18 protein-coding genes are annotated in these 15,976 nt (G+C 63.9%); 8 read left to right on the plus strand and 10 right to left on the minus strand.

The annotated features are described in order from the left end of the window. The first annotated feature begins 3 nt into the window (after positions 1–3). The 3 genes from MnOB_RS18735 to MnOB_RS18745 all read left to right on the plus strand — a co-directional run bounded on the left by MnOB_RS18735 (position 4) and on the right by MnOB_RS18745 (position 2,673). Positions 4–801, plus strand: a complete 798-nt coding sequence (locus MnOB_RS18735; RefSeq protein ID WP_077525738.1) for a MetQ/NlpA family ABC transporter substrate-binding protein — start codon at positions 4–6, stop codon at positions 799–801. A gap of 155 nt (positions 802–956) precedes the next feature. Continuing rightward, positions 957–2,036, plus strand: a complete 1,080-nt coding sequence (locus MnOB_RS18740) for a methionine ABC transporter ATP-binding protein (RefSeq protein WP_077525739.1) — start codon at positions 957–959, stop codon at positions 2,034–2,036. Beyond that, positions 2,020–2,673 (plus strand): methionine ABC transporter permease, encoded by a 654-nt coding sequence (locus tag MnOB_RS18745; RefSeq protein ID WP_077525740.1) that lies wholly within the window; start codon positions 2,020–2,022, stop codon positions 2,671–2,673. The genes MnOB_RS18740 and MnOB_RS18745 overlap by 17 nt, the downstream gene beginning before the upstream one ends. Before the next feature lie 228 nt (positions 2,674–2,901). Here the strand turns inward: MnOB_RS18745 and MnOB_RS18750 are convergent, their stop codons facing one another. After that, on the minus strand, positions 2,902–3,192 hold the full coding sequence (locus MnOB_RS18750; protein WP_077525741.1) for a hypothetical protein: 291 nt from the start codon (positions 3,190–3,192) through the stop codon (positions 2,902–2,904). A gap of 230 nt (positions 3,193–3,422) precedes the next feature. Then, positions 3,423–3,839: an anti-virulence regulator CigR family protein gene (locus MnOB_RS18755; RefSeq protein ID WP_077525842.1), complete on the minus strand. Its 417-nt coding sequence runs from the start codon at positions 3,837–3,839 to the stop codon at positions 3,423–3,425. Positions 3,840–4,072: 233 nt separating this feature from the next. Here MnOB_RS18755 and MnOB_RS29060 point away from each other — a divergent pair, with 233 nt between their 5' ends. Beyond that, positions 4,073–4,564, plus strand: coding sequence for a hypothetical protein (locus tag MnOB_RS29060; RefSeq protein WP_234358290.1), 492 nt, complete (start codon positions 4,073–4,075; stop codon positions 4,562–4,564). Between the two features lie 39 nt (positions 4,565–4,603). On the opposite strand, the gene fahA is transcribed toward MnOB_RS29060, so the two are convergent. Both fahA and hmgA read right to left on the minus strand, forming a co-directional pair. After that, a complete protein-coding gene (fahA, locus tag MnOB_RS18765; protein ID WP_077525742.1) occupies positions 4,604–5,908 on the minus strand; it encodes a fumarylacetoacetase in 1,305 nt (434 codons plus the stop codon). A 1-nt stretch (position 5,909) separates the two neighbouring features. Continuing rightward, on the minus strand, positions 5,910–7,205 hold the full coding sequence (hmgA, locus tag MnOB_RS18770) for a homogentisate 1,2-dioxygenase (protein WP_077525743.1): 1,296 nt from the start codon (positions 7,203–7,205) through the stop codon (positions 5,910–5,912). Positions 7,206–7,307: 102 nt separating this feature from the next. Here hmgA and MnOB_RS18775 point away from each other — a divergent pair, with 102 nt between their 5' ends. Beyond that, entirely contained in the window at positions 7,308–8,096 is a 789-nt protein-coding gene (locus tag MnOB_RS18775) for an IclR family transcriptional regulator (RefSeq protein ID WP_077525744.1), read from the plus strand. Between the two features lie 107 nt (positions 8,097–8,203). On the opposite strand, the gene MnOB_RS18780 is transcribed toward MnOB_RS18775, so the two are convergent. The 3 genes from MnOB_RS18780 to phhA form a co-directional block, all read right to left on the minus strand. Then, entirely contained in the window at positions 8,204–9,397 is a 1,194-nt protein-coding gene (locus MnOB_RS18780; protein WP_077525745.1) for an amino acid aminotransferase, read from the minus strand. Next, entirely contained in the window at positions 9,394–9,750 is a 357-nt protein-coding gene (locus MnOB_RS18785; protein ID WP_077525746.1) for a 4a-hydroxytetrahydrobiopterin dehydratase, read from the minus strand. Before MnOB_RS18785 ends, MnOB_RS18780 begins: the two co-directional genes overlap by 4 nt. Positions 9,751–9,870: 120 nt before the next feature. After that, positions 9,871–10,662 (minus strand): phenylalanine 4-monooxygenase, encoded by a 792-nt coding sequence (phhA, locus tag MnOB_RS18790; RefSeq protein ID WP_077525747.1) that lies wholly within the window; start codon positions 10,660–10,662, stop codon positions 9,871–9,873. Between the two features lie 259 nt (positions 10,663–10,921). Here phhA and MnOB_RS18795 point away from each other — a divergent pair, with 259 nt between their 5' ends. After that, positions 10,922–12,481 (plus strand): sigma-54-dependent transcriptional regulator, encoded by a 1,560-nt coding sequence (locus MnOB_RS18795; RefSeq protein ID WP_077525748.1) that lies wholly within the window; start codon positions 10,922–10,924, stop codon positions 12,479–12,481. A gap of 390 nt (positions 12,482–12,871) precedes the next feature. Here MnOB_RS18795 and mdtI read toward each other — a convergent pair whose 3' ends face one another. The 3 genes from mdtI to MnOB_RS18810 all read right to left on the minus strand — a co-directional run bounded on the left by mdtI (position 12,872) and on the right by MnOB_RS18810 (position 14,866). After that, a complete protein-coding gene (mdtI, locus tag MnOB_RS18800) occupies positions 12,872–13,201 on the minus strand; it encodes a multidrug/spermidine efflux SMR transporter subunit MdtI (protein ID WP_077525749.1) in 330 nt (109 codons plus the stop codon). Next, positions 13,198–13,554 carry a multidrug/spermidine efflux SMR transporter subunit MdtJ gene (locus tag MnOB_RS18805; RefSeq protein ID WP_077525750.1) on the minus strand — a complete coding sequence of 119 codons (357 nt, stop codon included), beginning with the start codon at positions 13,552–13,554 and terminating at the stop codon, positions 13,198–13,200. Before MnOB_RS18805 ends, mdtI begins: the two co-directional genes overlap by 4 nt. Positions 13,555–13,984: 430 nt before the next feature. Continuing rightward, positions 13,985–14,866, minus strand: coding sequence for a LysR substrate-binding domain-containing protein (locus tag MnOB_RS18810; RefSeq protein ID WP_077525751.1), 882 nt, complete (start codon positions 14,864–14,866; stop codon positions 13,985–13,987). A gap of 138 nt (positions 14,867–15,004) precedes the next feature. Between MnOB_RS18810 and MnOB_RS18815 the strand changes: the two genes are divergently transcribed. After that, positions 15,005–15,643, plus strand: a complete 639-nt coding sequence (locus MnOB_RS18815) for an FMN-dependent NADH-azoreductase (protein ID WP_077525752.1) — start codon at positions 15,005–15,007, stop codon at positions 15,641–15,643. Positions 15,644–15,653: 10 nt separating this feature from the next. Next, the gene (locus MnOB_RS18820) at positions 15,654–15,959 is read left to right on the plus strand and encodes a DMT family transporter (protein WP_077525753.1); all 306 of its coding nucleotides are present in this window, start codon (positions 15,654–15,656) and stop codon (positions 15,957–15,959) included. Positions 15,960–15,976 lie beyond the last annotated feature (17 nt).

Here is a 15,976-nt window from a genome sequence, read left to right on the forward strand (position 1 = left end):
GACATGCCCAAACACCTCCTCAAAACCCTCACCCTCGGCCTGCTCCTGGCCTCCGGCATCACCAACGCCGCCGACTCCAAGGTCCTCAAGGTCGGCACCACCGCCGCCTTCGCCCCGCCGCTGGAAGTGGCGGTGGAAGAGGCTGCGAAGAAAGGCCTGAAAGTGGAACTGGTGGAATTCACCGACTGGAACTCGCCGAATATCACCCTGGCTGCCGGCGACATCGACGTGAACTACTTCCAGCACACGCCTTTCCTGGAAAACGCCAAGAAGGAAGGGGGCTTCCAGCTCAAGCCCTTCGCGCCGGGCGTGATCAACAACGTCGGCCTCTACTCGAAGAAGTACAAGTCCATCGCTGATCTGCCGGAAGGCGCCAAAGTGGCCATCGCCAACGACCCCATCAATGGCGGTCGCGGTCTGCAACTGCTGCAGAAGGCCGGACTGCTCAAGCTCAAGGAAGGCGTCGGCTACAAGGCGACCCTGGACGACATCGTCGAGAACCCGAAGAAGATCGACATCATCGAGCTGGAGGCCGTGCAACTGGTGCGTGCGCTGGATGACGTCGACCTGGCCCAGGGCTATCCGCACTACATCCGCCTGGCCGGCACCCTCGATGCCAACAGTGCCCTGCTGTTCGACGGTATCGAGAACAAGGAATACATCATCCAGTTCGTCACCCGCGCCGATTATCAGGACGACGGCCGCTTGGGCGAGTTCGTGGATATCTACCAGCACTCGCCGCAGGTGCGCGCTGCGCTGGATAAGGCTCACGGCAAGCTCTATCAGCCCGGTTGGAATTAACAGGAAGGGTGATGACTTTGTAGGGGCGAATTCATTCGCCAAGCAGGCCGAAGGTCTGCCATGGGATGTCCGGGGGAGCGCTGCGCGCTCCTTGGCGAATGAACTCGCCCCTACAGGTTTGTGCCTTCAAGGAATACCGAATCGAGAGGCCCTACATGGTCAGTTTCAACCGCAACATCAGCCTGGACCTGCCGCATATCCGCCTGCAGGCACTGGGCAAGGCCTATCAGGGCAGCAAGGGTCCGGTGCAGGCACTGCAAGGCATCGACCTTGAAATCCGTCGGGGTGAAGTGTTCGGCATCATTGGCCGCAGCGGCGCGGGCAAGTCGTCGCTGATTCGCACCCTCAACCGCCTGGAAAAACCCACCAGCGGCCAGGTGGTGATCGATGAAGAAGACATCGGCCAGTTCGACGAGAAGCAGCTGGTACTGCTGCGCCGTCGGGTCGGCATGATCTTCCAGCACTTCAACCTGATGTCGGCCAAAACCGTCTGGCAGAACGTCGCGTTACCACTGAAGGTCGCTGGCGTCCCCAAGGCCGATATCGACCACAAGGTCAGTGAACTGCTGGAACTGGTGGGACTCGCGGACAAGCGCGATGCCTACCCGGCGCAACTCTCCGGGGGGCAGAAGCAGCGCGTCGGCATTGCCCGTGCGCTGGTGCATCAGCCGGAAATCCTGCTTTGCGACGAAGCTACCTCGGCGCTGGACCCGGAAAGTACCCAGGCCATCCTTGCCCTGCTGCGCGATATCAACAGGCGCCTGGGGCTGACCATCGTCCTGATCACCCACGAGATGGCGGTGATCCGCGAAATCTGCGACCGCGTGGTGGTGCTGGAGCGCGGCCAGGTGGTGGAGCATGGCGAAGTCTGGCGCGTGTTCGGCGATCCGCAGCACGACGTCACCCGCACCCTGCTGGGCACGCTGCGCCACGACCTGCCGGACGACCTGCTGGCGCGGCTGGTCAGCCAGCCCGCCGATGGCGCGAACGAACTCCTGCTGGACCTGCATTTCACTGGTGCCAGTGGCCGCGAGCCGGACCTGCTGGCCATCGCCCAGGCCCTCGGCACGCGGGTGAGCTTGGTGCATGGCGGCATCGACCGCATCCAGGGGCGTGCCCAGGGGCATCTGCTGCTCAGTGCGGCGCTGGCGGGGCAGGGCGGGCTGGACCTCCTGGAACGGGCGCGGCCCCTGGCGGATAAGGCGGAGGTGCTCGGCTATGTCGCCCATGCTTGACCGGCTGCTGCAGGGCATCCTCGACACCTTGCTGATGATCGGCGCGTCCTCGCTGATCGTGCTCCTGGTGGGAATTCCCCTGGCCCTGGTACTGGTCACCACCGGTCCCGGCGGCATCTTCGAAGCCCGCACGTTGAACCGTGCGCTGGGCAGCGTGGTGAACGTGCTGCGCTCGATTCCCTTCCTGATCCTGATGGTGGCGTTGATCCCCTTCACCCGCCTGATCGTCGGCACCAGCTACGGCGTCTGGGCGGCCGTGGTACCGCTGACCATCGCCGCCACGCCGTTCTTCGCGCGCATTGCCGAAGTCAGCCTGCGTGAGGTGGATTTCGGACTGGTGGAGGCCGCCCAGGCCATGGGCTGCCAGCGCCACCACATCATCTGGAACGTGCTGCTGCCGGAAGCGCGGCCGGGCATCGTCGGCGGCTTCACCATCACCCTGGTGACCATGATCAACTCGTCCGCCATGGCCGGCGCCATCGGCGCCGGAGGGCTGGGCGACCTGGCGTATCGCTACGGCTACCAGCGTTTCGATACGCAGATCATGTTGACCGTGATCATCCTGCTGGTGGTGCTGGTGACCCTTATCCAGTTCGGCGGGGATCGTCTGGCGCGGTTATTGAACAAGCGGGCGTAGAGGTCGGCGGCGTTTCGCGAATGAATTCGCTCCTACAAGGAGGTACGCGGGCCGGCTTGGGCGCGACCTGCTCCCCTCTCCCTCTGGGAGAGGGGCTGGGGGTGAGGGACGTTGGGAGCCGCTCGGAAGTCTAAGGGTAGACCTGCGGCCTGCTTGGCGAATGAATTCGCCCCTACAGAAAACACAAAGCCCGGCATTTGCCGGGCTTTGAGGTTTTGCAGTTTGCGGTCAGGCGACGCGCAGGGCGTTGGTACGGTCGGAACCGCCTTCAGCGACCTGGAAGCCTTGGGTGCGGTCAGAGCCACCTTCGGCAACGCGGTTGGCGCCCGTGCGGTCGGCACCACTTTTGGGTACGCGGTCACGGACCTTGAAGCCAGCTACGACGGCAACCGGCTCGATGACCTGGATGCTGCTGCCTTCCTTCGACTCACCGAGTACCGGCTGGTTGGCGGAGGGCAGGGCGAAAGCGCTGGTGCTCAGGGCGGCGATGAACAGGGCGGCGAAGGCTTGAGTTTTCATGATCGTGGGCTCCTCGGGTGGGGCTGGAAACCGGGTACGGAGCCAATCTTACGGACGGGGGGCTGATTAAAAAGTGAACACACACGATAGGGATCATCGAAACTGTTGATAGTGTGTGAAGTTCTTTTAAATCAGATAGATACGCGGAGTGAGGGGATTTCGCGAATGAATTCGCTCCCACAGATTGGGCAGGATTTCCCCTCTTCCTTTGCGGGAGAGGGGGTGGATTCTCAATCCATCACGTCCTGCAGCACTTCGTAGATGATCCCGGTGGCTACCGCGACCAGGATCAGGTCGGTGCCGGCGCGGACCCAGTCGTAACCCTCGTAGTGGGGCAGGCGGTTGACGAGTCGACCATCCAGTTTCTTGGCGATCCCCGGGGGCAGTGGCTTGCCGCGTGCCAGGTTTTTCTGGATACCCGGCGGCAGGGCCTGGGCCGGACCCCAGTAGTCGCGATTGTCGTCGAGGATGATGCGGATACCGCCGATATCCACCTGTGGGCCGCCGGACCAATTGCTGCCTTGCGAAGAACTCGAGTTGCCCTTGTCGTGCCCCTTGCCCTTGCCCGGGTCCGCGAGCAGGGCAGGTGAGCCGGTGATCAGCGCAAGGCTGGTCAGGCTGGCAATTAGCGTGCGGGTTCTGGTCATTTCCGTGGCCTCCATGAAGGACATTTCCCTGTGACGATGGACTGCGAAAGCAGGGGTGAGTGCCGCAACTATTGCAGAAAATCCGCTGCTGCGATCTGTCGGAAACATGAACCGGTTCAAAGCGCGGAAACCCTTTGCCCATGGGCGTCTCCACTTGTCGTCCGACGTTGAACCGGCGCGCGCCTTCAAAGTCTCACGGCATACCGTGAAAGAAAGCCCGTGGAGGCTCCAAATTGATCAATAAGAAAACCCTGTTGGCCGCGGCGATCTGTGCGATGGTCCTTGCGGCGGGTACCGTGCTGCCCGGCGGCGCATCCCTGATCGACTCCGCCTATGCCCGTGGCAATGGCGGCGGTAACGGCGGCGGCAATGGGGGTGGCAATGGCGGTGGACACGGTGGTGGCCATGGCGGCGGCTTCGGTGGCGGCGTTGGCGGCGGGCATGCCGGCAGCCACGACGGCAAGGGCCACGGCTACGGCAAGAGCGCCGACCACACGGGCAAGGCTACCCGCAATGGCGAGGACAAGGGCAACCGCTACGGCAGCCTGCGCAACGATGACAATGGCCATGGCTATGCCACATCCGCCGTTGCCCGGGACAAGGACAGTCGCGGCCTGGCCAACGCACGTGCCGTGTCCGAGACCACGCCAGGCGATCACAACGCCCACGGCCGCGATCGAGCTGAGGCGTCTTCGAGCAAGAACGACGGCAAGAGCCACCGCTAGAAATAAAAGGGGCAACCAATCGGTTGCCCCTTTTTCATCTCAGCGTGCCGCCAGCAGCACGCCGCGACATTCGCCGAAGCCGATGGCGGGGTATCCCTCCCGCTGGCAACGCGCACGCAGAATCACTTCATCCCCATCTTCCAGGAAGGTGCGCTGCTCGCCGCTCGGCAGGCTGATCGCCTGCTTACCGCCGAAGGTGCTCTCCAGCAGGCTGCCGAAGGCCTCGGGTTCCGGGCCGGAGAGGGTGCCGGAGCCGAACAGGTCGCCGGCTTGCAGCTTGCACCCGCCGACGCTGTGGTGGGCGACCATCTGCGCCACGGTCCAGTACATGTTCTGGGTGTTGCTCAGCGCCAGGCGGTGGGGTGCCAGGCCCTGCTCGCGCATGGTCGCGGTGAGGATCAGCACTTCCAGCTGGATGTCGAAGGCGCCTTTGGCCTGGTCCGCTTCGTCCAGCAGGTACGGCAACGGTTGCGGGTCGCCTTCAGGGCGGGCCGGCTGCGCAGCGCGGAAGGGTTCCAGGGCTTCGGCGGTGATCACCCAGGGCGACACCGTGGTGCCGAAGTTCTTCGCCAGGAAGGGGCCAAGTGGCTGGTATTCCCAGGCCTGCACGTCACGGGCGGACCAATCGTTCAGCAGGCAGTAACCGGCGATGTGCTGCTGGGCGTCGGCGATGGCGATGGATTCGCCCATCTCGTTGCCCTGGCCGATCCAGATGCCCAGTTCGAGTTCGTAGTCCAGTCGCTTGCTGGGACCGAAGTTCGGCACTTCCTGGCCCGGCGGCATGGTCTGGCCAATGGGGCGGCGCACCGGCGTACCAGACACACAGACGGTGGACGCACGGCCGTGGTAGCCGATGGGCACGTACTTGTAGTTCGGCAGCAGCGGGTTGTCCGGACGGAACAGGCGGCCGACGTTGTTGGCGTGGTGGATGCCCACATAGAAGTCGGTGTAGTCGCCCACCTTGGCTGGCAGGTGCAGTTGGCAGGTGGCGGCGGATGGCAGCAGGGCCTGGCCCATGGCTTCCAGGCGCTCCTGGGCGCTGCTGCCTTCGGCCAGCAGGTCCTGCAACTGGGTGCGCAGGGCGCGGCGGGCCGAGGCGCCGAGGGCGAAGAAGGCATTGAGGCTGTCACCGCTAGCGGACAGCGCGGCTTCGGCCGCTTCGCCGCTGAACAGGCCGGCATCAGCGGCGACCTTGAGGTCGAAGATGGCGTCGCCGATGGCCACGCCGGCGCGCGGCGAGGCGCCGGCCGGACTGAAGATGCCGAGCGGCAGGTTCTGCAGGGGGAAATCCGGGTGGCCGTTGGCGGAGCTGATCCAGCTACGGCGGTTGTCTGCTTGGGTCATATCAAATCCTGCCCTTGTCGAAGGTCTTGGCCATGCCGGCCCAGCATGCATCGTAGTCGCTCTGCAGCTGCGGGCATTCCAGCGCGTACTGGCTGGGGCGCAGCACGCGGCTGGTCTCGAACATGAAGGCCATGGTGTTGTCGATCTTGTGCGGTTTCAGATCGGCGGCGATGGCACCGGTGGTGGTGGCGTTGTCCGGGCCATGGGCGCTCATGCAGTTGTGCAGGGAGGCGCCGCCCGGGGAGAAGCCTTCCGCCTTGGCGTCGTAGGCGCCCTGGATCAGGCCCATGAACTCGTTCATCAGGTTGCGGTGGAACCACGGCGGACGGAACGTCTTCTCGGCCACCATCCAGCGCGGCGGGAAGATCACGAAGTCGACGTTGGCCTGGCCATGGGTTTCGCCGGGCGAGGTGAGCACGGTGAAGATCGACGGGTCCGGGTGGTCGTAACTCACGGTGCCGATGGTGTTGAATCGGCGCAGGTCGTACTTGTAGGGCACGTTGTTGCCGTGCCAGGCGACCACGTCCAGCGGCGAGTGGTCGAGCTCGGTGGCCCAGAGTTCGCCGAGGAACTTCTGCACCAGGGTGACCGGTGTGTCCATGTCTTCGTAGTGCGCCACCGGGGCGAGGAAGTCGCGCGGGTTGGCCAGGCCGTTGCTGCCGATGGGGCCGAGGTCCGGCAGGCGCAGCGCGGCGCCGTGGTTCTCGCAGATGTAGCCACGGGCAGTGGCGTCCAGCAGTTCGACGCGGAATTTCATGCCACGGGGGATCACCGCGATTTCCAGCGGTTCCACGTCCAGCAGGCCCAGCTCGGTGGCGATGCGCAGGCGGCCGTGCTCGGGAACGATCAGCAGCTCGCCGTCAGCATTGAAGAACACCCGCTGCATCGAGGTGTTGGCGCGGAACAGGTGCACGCTGACGCCCGAAGCCTGTTCGGCGTCGGCGGTAGCGGCGATGGTCAGCAGGCCGTCGATGAAGTCGGTGGCCACGGCGGGGATGTCCTGCGGATTCCAGCGCAGGCGATTGGGCGTCACCGGCCCCAGGCGATTGCCGGCGATCTGGCGCTCCAGACGCTGGTATTGCGGGTGATTGGCCGAGGGCTTGATGCGGTACATCCAGGTGCGCCGGGCTTCGCTACGCGGAACGGTGAAGGCGGTTCCGGAAAGCAGTTCGGCATAAAGGCCATAGGGCACTTTCTGCGGCGAGTTCTGGCCAATGGGCAGGGCGCCCGGCAGCGCTTCGCTGCTGAACTCGTTATCGAAACCGGATTGGTAAGTGAGCTGCGTGGGGGAGACCATGGCGACCTCGCTGTTTTTGTAATTTGATTACGCATAACGTAATTTGAAAGCAAAAAGGGGTCAAGCTATAACAGCGCCCTCCACACCGACCAAGGCCAGGACATGACGAACGACAACGACAGCGCAGGCGCACCACGCCGGCAGAAGGTGCAGGCCGCGGAAGTGGGGACCGACATCCTCAAGGGGCTGGCGGAGCTGGCACCGGCCACCTCGCTGTCGAAACTGGCCGAGCATGTCGGGATGCCTGCGAGCAAGGTGCACCGTTACCTGCAGGCGCTGATCGCCAGCGGTTTCGCCGAGCAGGACGCCACCACCAACCACTATGGCCTCGGCCGCGAAGCGCTGCTGGTAGGGCTGGCCGCCATCGGACGGCTGGACGTCGTGAAGGTCTCCATGCCGCACCTGGTGGAATTGCGCGATGCGCTCAACGAAACCTGCTTCCTCGCCGTTTGGGGCAACAAGGGGCCGACTGTCGTGCATGTCGAGCAGGCGCTGCGTGCGGTGACGCTGGTCACCCAGGTGGGCTCGGTGCTGCCGTTGCTCGGTTCGTCCACCGGCATGGTGTTCAACACCTACCTGCCGGAGGGCGAAACCGCCTTCCTGCGCGATGAGGAAATGGCCCTGCCGGATGCGCCCGGCACTGTCGAACTGCAGGAACAGATGGCACAGATCCGCGCCACCGGGATGCATCCGGTACACGGCCTGCTGATGCCGGGAGTGAACGCCCTGTCTGCACCGCTGTTCGCCACCGGCAACAAGCTCGCAGGTGTGATCACCGTTGTCGGTGCCGCCAGCGTGTTCCGCGCCGACACCGACAGCTCAGCCGCTGAACGACTGCACCGGGCAGCTGAGGCCATCAGCCGCCGGATGGGTGGCCAGCAGCCGGAGTAGAGCTGATTTGGATTATGTGTAGGAGCGAGCTTGCTCGCGAAAGGTCGGGCTCAAGAGCTTCGCGAGCAAGCTCGCTCCTACAGGTTCAGTGGAGCCGGGTGTTTTGCTCAGCAGACCTTGGCGATGGCGGCGGCCAGGTCAGCGATGCGGCTGTGATCCAGCCCGGCGACGTTGGCCCGTCCGGTGCTCACCATATAAACGCTGAACTCCGCACGCAGGCGGGCCACCTGTTCAGGCGAGAGGCCGGTGTAGGAGAACATGCCGCGTTGCGCGCCGATGTGCGCGAAACGATCCGCGAGGCCATAGGGCTGCAGGGCTTCCACCAGGCCGGCACGCAGTTCTGCGACGCGTGAACGCATGATTTCCAGTTCCGTCATCCACTCGGTCTTGAGCGTGGCGTCACCCAGGATAGTGGCAACCACTGCGGCGCCGTGGGCCGGCGGGGTGGACCACAGGTTGCGGGCGAGGAAGGCCAACTGGCTGCGCACGTCGGCCTGCTTCTCGGTGTCGGCGGCGCAGACGATCAGCGCGCCGGTACGCTCGCGGTAGAGACCGAAGTTCTTCGAGCAGGAGCTGGTGACCAGCACTTCCGGCAGCGCCTCGGCGAACAGGCGTACGGCCCAGGCGTCTTCTTCCAGGCCATCACCGAAGCCCTGGTAGGCGAAGTCGATCAGCGGCAACAGTTCGCGCGCCTTGACCACTTCCAGCACCTTGCGCCAGTCGTCCTGGGCAAGGTCGAAGCCGGTGGGGTTGTGGCAACACGCGTGCAGCAGCACCACGTCGCCGTTGGGCACCTGCTCCAGGGCTGCGAGCATGGCGCTCACGTCCAGGCGGTTGGCCGCATCCACGTAGGGGTAGTGATGGACCGCGATGCCGGCGCCGGCAAAGATGGTTTCGTGGATCGGCCAGGTAGGATCGCTCAGCCACACGCCCCGGCCAGGGAGGTTGCTGGCGATGAACTCCGCCGCCAGACGCAGTGCGCCGGTGCCGCCCGGAGTCTGGGTAGCACCGGCGCGGCCTGCAGCCTCGAGCGAGTTGCCGGTACCCAGCACCAGGTCCAGCAGCAGTCGGCCGAAGGCCGCGTCACCGTGGCCGCCGATGTAGGTCTTGGTGGTTTCGGTATCCACCAGGCGCTGCTCGGCGAGCTTCACCGCATGGGGAATGGGCGTCAGGCCCCGGGCGTCCTTGTAGACGCCCACGCCAAGGTCGATCTTGGCCGGGTTGGGGTCCAGGCGATAGGCGTCCATCAAACCGAGGATGGGATCGCCGGGCACCCGGCCTACCTTGGCGAAATGGCTCATTTACGGCCCTCGGCGGTCTCCGCGACCTGGTCGGTACGGGCAGACATGATGAAGTCGTTGCGATGCAGGCCCTTGGCCTCATGGCTCCACCAGGTCACGGTGACCTTGCCCCACTCGGTCAGCAGACCTGGGTGATGACCTTCTTCCTCGGCAATGGCTCCCACTGCGTTGGTGAAGGCCAGGGCATAGCGGAAGTTCTTGAAGCGGAATTCCTTCTCCAGCTGCATGACGCCGTCACGCACTTCGATGTTCCAGTCGGGGATCTGCTTGATCAGTACGGCCAGTTCTTCGTCGGATACCAGCGGTGCGTCGGCGCGGCAGGCTTCGCAATGGGCTTGGGACAGGGCGGTCATTAGGGTTCTCCAGTTAAGGGGTTCTGTAGGTTGGCGCCGAGCCTGCGAGGCCCAACGAGCGCGGCCAGCAAACCGGCAATGTTGGGCTTCGCTGCGCTCTGCGCCAACCTACGAAAAGCGTCAGGCAGCCTTCGGCTTCGGCGGGAACTTGGGCGCGTGCAGGCCCATGCCCATGGCCTTGTGCACCAGCGCCATGATGTCTTCATGGGCCAGGTCGAACAGGCGCTTGAGGTCCGGCAACACGAAATACAGCGGTTGCAGGATGTCGATGCGGTAGGGGGTGCGCATGCATTCCAGCGGGTCGAAGGCCTGGTGCTCGGGCTCACCCGACAGAGCGTAGACCGTCTCCTTCGGCGAGGAGAGGATGCCGCCGCCATAGATACGCCGGCCCTGCGAGGTTTCCATCAGGCCGAACTCGATGGTCATCCAGTACAGGCGGGCGAGGTAGACGCGTTCTTCCTTGGTGGCCTTGAGGCCGAGCTTGCCGTAGGTGTGGGTGAATTCGGCGAACCAGGGGTTGGTCAGCAGCGGGCAGTGGCCAAAGATCTCGTGGAAGATGTCCGGCTCTTGCAGGTAGTCCAGCTCCTCCGGCGTGCGGATGAAGGTGGCCACCGGGAATTGCTGGCTGGCCAGCAGCTCGAAGAAGGTCTGGAAGGGGATCAGCGCCGGAACGCGGGCCACACTCCAACCGGTGGTCGCCTGGAGCACCTTGTTGATTTCGCCCAGTTGCGGGATGCGGTCATGGGGCAGGCCGAGCTGCTCGACGCCGTCGAAATATTCCTGACATGCGCGGCCTTCGATCACTTTCAACTGGCGGGTGATCAGAGTGTTCCATACCTGATGCTCGGTTTCCGGGTAGTGGATGAAACCGTTGGCATCGGGTTCGCGGGCCACGTACTGCGTCGTTTTCATTCGGCCTCCTGGGGATGGGGCTTCGTTGTTGTGTTGCCATATCGATAGCGCAGACTGGGCCACAACGCAGCAGGGGCGGGGCATGCATAGCCCCTGGTATGACTGTCAAATCGTAAGGAAATTTTTACAGTAGCGGCAGGGAGGCCAGATATCGCCTTGTCTGAGCGGCGATATGTCACATATTCTTGACGGAAAAGTAGGGTCGAGAACGGATTCTTTCGTCGATTACCCACGGAAAAACCCGACCCAGGGGTGTCTGATGCGTATCAAAGTCCATTGCCAGAACCGCGTGGGAATCCTCCGCGACATCCTCAACCTTCTCGTCGATTACGGCATCAACGTCAATCGCGGTGAAGTCGGCGGCGACCAGGGCAATGCCATCTACCTGCTCTGTCCGAACATGATCAACCTGCAGCTGCAGTCGCTGCGGCCGAAGCTCGAAGCCATTCCGGGCGTGTTCGGCGTCAAGCGCGTGGGACTGATGCCCAGCGAGCGCCGCCATCTGGAGCTGAACGCACTGCTGGGTGCGCTGGATTTCCCGGTGCTGTCCATCGATATGGGCGGCTCCATAGTTGCCGCGAATCGCGCGGCTGCGCAGTTGCTCGGCGTGCGCGTGGACGAGGTGCCGGGAATTCCGTTGGCGCGTTATGTCGAGGACTTCGACCTGCCCGAACTGGTGCGGGCCAACAAGGCCCGGATCAATGGGCTGCGCATCAAGGTCAAGGGCGACACCTTCCTCGCCGATATCGCGCCGCTGCAGTCCGAGCACGATGAAAGCGAAGCCCTGGCTGGCGCGGTGTTGACGCTGCATCGCGCCGACCGTGTTGGCGAGCGCATCTACAACGTGCGCAAGCATGAACTGCGAGGCTTCGACAGCATCTTCCAGAGCTCCAGGGTGATGGCCGCGGTGGTCCGCGAAGCCCGGCGCATGGCGCCGCTGGACGCGCCGCTGCTGATCGAGGGCGAGACCGGAACCGGCAAGGAACTGCTGGCCCGCGCCTGCCACCTGGCCAGCCCACGCGGGCAGTCGCCCTTCATGGCGCTGAACTGCGCCGGCCTGCCCGAATCCATGGCCGAGACCGAACTGTTCGGCTACGGCCCCGGCGCCTTCGAGGGTGCCCGACCGGAAGGCAAGCTCGGTCTTCTGGAACTCACCGCTGGCGGCACGTTGTTCCTCGATGGCGTTGGTGAGATGAGCCCGCGCCTTCAGGCCAAGCTGCTGCGCTTCCTGCAGGACGGCTGCTTCCGTCGGGTGGGCAGCGATGAAGAGGTTTACCTCGATGTGCGGGTGATCTGCGCCACCCAGGTGGACCTGTCCGAACTCTGCGCCAAGGGCGAATTCCGCCAGGACCTCTACCACCGCCTCAACGTGCTGTCGCTGCACATCCCGCCGTTGCGCGAGTGCCTGGACGGCCTGCCGCCGCTGGTGGAGCACTTCCTCGATTCGGCCAGTCGGCAGATCGGCTGCAGCCTGCCGAAACTGGCGCCGCAGGTGCTGGACAAACTCGGCCACTACCACTGGCCGGGCAATGTGCGGCAACTGGAGAACGTGCTGTTCCAGGCGGTTTCGCTGTGCGACGGCGGTACCGTCCGTCCCGAACATATCCGCCTGCCGGACTACGGCGCGCCGCAGCCGTTGGGCGACTTCTCACTGGACGGCGGGCTGGACGTGATCATCGGTCGCTTCGAAAAGGCGGTGCTGGAACGGCTCTACGCCGAGCATCCGAGCAGCCGCCTGCTGGGCAAACGGCTTGGGGTTTCCCATACCACCATCGCCAACAAATTGAAGCTGCACGGATTGGGCAAAGACGAGAGTTAGACCATCGTTGAATGGTCCGGTGAGGCATCGGAGCGTAAAAAGGGTCCTGTCTGAATCTTGCGTGATGCGGACACAAGCGTTTCTGACATTCCTCTCCCGGAATGATTGGGCGGGCGACCAGATGGTCGCCCCTTTTTTTGCCCGGAATTTTTGGCGGGCGAAGTGGCCGGGCAATTATGTAGGTTGGGTAGAGGCACGAAACCCAACAAGCGGGGCTGCGGACCGCTGGGAATTTCGTTCAGGGCCGATGGGTTTCGCTTCGCTCTACGCCATCCTACGAACACGGTGTGTAGGGTGGATGTCGCTTTTTACATCCACCAGCGTGGCCAGGCTCAACACTCATGGTGGATCGATGAAGCGTGATCCACCCTACAGGGCCATTTCCGAGCTTCACGCCAGCTTCAACAACCCCATCCCCGCCAGCAGCAATCCCAGTCCAAGCCAACCACGGCCCACCAGGCGCTGGCCGAACAGCGTCCAGCCCACCGCGACGGTGGCGAGGATGCCGAAACCGCCCCAGATGGCATAGGCCAGCGACAGGTCGATGCCGCGTACTGCCTGCGCCAGTGCGGTGAAGGCCATCAGGATGCAGAGAATCGCCGCACCCCCCTGCAAACGACGACGGAAGCCGTCGGAATACTTCAGCAGCACGTTGGCCATCACCTCCAGGGCGATGGCGGCGCCGAGCCAGGCGAAGTGAATCCAGATCACGCCGTTCATGCCAGCACCTCCTGGCCGCGGGCCTCGGGTGCAGCACGGGTACCGGATTTGATCAGCAGGATGCCGGTGATCATCACCGTCAGGCCGAGCGCCTTGTACAGCCCGATGCTCTCGCCTAGCCAGGTCACACTGACGAGGGTGATCAGCACGATGCCAATGCCTTCCCAGAGGGCGTACGCCACACCGACCGGCACACGCTTGATTGCCAGCGACAGGAAGAAATACGACAGGCCGATCAGGCCGTACATCAGCAGGTAGCCGAACACGGGGGCGTGCTCGGCGGCGAACTTCATCGAAGTGGTGCCGACGACTTCAAAAAGAATCGCGGCCAACAGATAGAACCAGGAACGCATGGTGCCCTCCCTTGGGCATGCAGGGCCCTTCGCCCGGAGGCGAACGACGTGTTTGCAGGAAATCCTGAACCTGGAATATCGGGGCGCGCCCGACGCTTCCACTGCAATGAGGAAAGGGGGAGGGGCTACAGGTCGCCGGTCCAGTGGCGCTCGCGGGACGCGAGGCGGGCGAAGTGGAAGGGGTGAAGCAGTGTGTTCAACATAATGAACACAATATTAACGATGTTGGTGGTAGAAGGCAATTCTACGGCCGTTAAGGCTTGTCGTGGCGGTGTTTGTGTTCGTTATTTTGTTCGATTTGGAGGGGCGCTTTTCCTGTAGGGGCGAATTCATTCGCCAAGCAGGCCGAAGGTCTGCCCTCCCGGGCAGGGTCTGCTGCGCAGTCCTTGGCGAATGAATTCGCCCCTACAATTTGTGCGCCCCACACCGCTCACCCAACTTCCCGACTCAACCAGTCGAAGAAGGCCTTTACCGGCGGGTGTCGTTCGCGGCCCGGCACGCAAAGGGTCGAGTAGCCCGCGCCGGCCACGCTGATTTCTTGCCGGAAGGGCACCAGCAGGCCACTGGCCAGGCTTTCCGAAACCAGGATCGAGCTGGCCAGCACCAGGCCTTGGCCTGCGATGGCAGCCTGCAGGGCGTAGTGTTCCTCGTCGTATTCCCGCTGCGGTGCGCTTGCCAGCAGGTGTTCCGCTCCAGCCGCCTGGCACCAGGCTTTCCAGCCCAGTTCGTAGAGCAGGGCGTTGCGCCAGCGCACCGTGATCAGCGTCGGCAGTTCCTTGCCGAGTCCGGCCACCAGGGTGGGGGAACCATAGACGCCGAAGCATTCGTCCAGCAGGCACTGGCTGTGCAGGTTGGGGTAAGTGCCCGTGCCGTAGCGGATCACGAAGTCGACGCTGGCGTCCTGGTGCAGGTCGATCAGGCTGTTGCTGGTATCCAGGCGCGCGCTGACTTCTGGGTGCTCAGCGTAGAACCGGCCGAGTCGCGGGATCAGCCAGAGCGCGGCAAAGGCCGGCGTGGTGGACAGAGTCAGATTGCCGCTGCTGCGTTGCGGTCGTAGCTGGTCGAGGGTCTGGGTGACCTCCAGCAGGGCGCCATGGAGACTGCCGAACAGGCGCTGGCCGCAAGCCGTCAGGCGCACGCTGCGGGGTAGGCGGTCGAACAGTGGCACCCCCAGCCAGCTTTCCAGGCCGCGGATCTGGTGCGACACGGCCGTGGGCGTCACCGCGAGCTCTTCGGCGGCGGCCTTGAAGCTGGAAAGGCGAGCGGCGGATTCGAAGGTGCGCAAGGCAGTCAGGGGCAGGTTGGAAAACATGAAAAGCTCCATGGGTGAATCCAATTCATCCAAATGAACTAATCCTCATTTGTCCGAAATGGTTGGCGTAACTAGCTTAGGGCCTGAGTTTCCGCCAATTCATGTGCTTCTGGAAGCACAGTCATCAAGGAGATTGAGATGAGTACCATTCTTTCCGTGCAAGGCAGCCCGCGTGGCGAGCGCTCCCATTCCCGTCGTCTGCAAGAGTCCTTCCTCAAGGCGTGGCAGGCGCGGCAGGAGCACGCTCAGGTGCTGCGTCGCGAAGTGGGACGGGTGACCATTCCCGCCGTTAGCGAAGGCTGGATCGCCGCCGCCTTCCATCCGGAGCCCGAGGCGCGCACCGAAGTGATGAAGGCGGACCTGGCGGTGAGCGACCTGCTGGTGGACGAGCTGTTCTCGGCGGACCGCTTGGTGATATCCGCGCCCATGTACAACTTCGGCGTGCCCAGCGGGGTCAAGGCCTGGGTCGACCAGATCGTGCGGATTCGCCGCACCTTCGACTTCGACCCGAACAAGCAGGGCAATCCCTATACCCCGCTGGTGTTGGGCCGCAAGGCGCTAATCATCACCACCCGTGGCGATCACGGCTACAGCCCCGGCGGCGCCAACGCCCACATGAACCATGCCGACGCCTACCTGCGCACGGTGCTGGGTTACATCGGCATCACCGACATCACGGTGGTAGCGGTGGAGAACGACGAGTTCGGTGGCGAGGCGTTCGAACAGTCCTACCAGCGTGCCGAGCGGACCCTGGCGGACCTGGCGGAATCCTTTTAAGGGGGCGGCCATGGCCTGGATATTCCTGCTGGTAGCGGCGTTCTTCGAAGTGCTCTTCGCCATGGGCATGAAGTACGCCGAAGGCTTCACCCGGCCCTGGCCCAGCGTGTTGGTGGTGGTGGCCGCGGTGGCCGGGATCTGGTTCCTGACCCTGTCCATGCGCGTGCTGCCGGTGAGCATCGCCTACCCCATCTGGACGGCCATCGGCACCCTGGGCACGGTGCTGCTGGGATTCCTCTTGCTGGGAGAAGCGTTGACACCGACGAAGCTGGTGTCGGTGGTGCTGATCGTCGTGGGAGTGGCGGGGCTCCGGTAGGTTGGTGCGGGCGGCGC

It is taken from the genome of Metapseudomonas resinovorans (genome assembly GCF_002003485.1).
GTDB lineage: Bacteria > Pseudomonadota > Gammaproteobacteria > Pseudomonadales > Pseudomonadaceae > Metapseudomonas > Metapseudomonas resinovorans_D.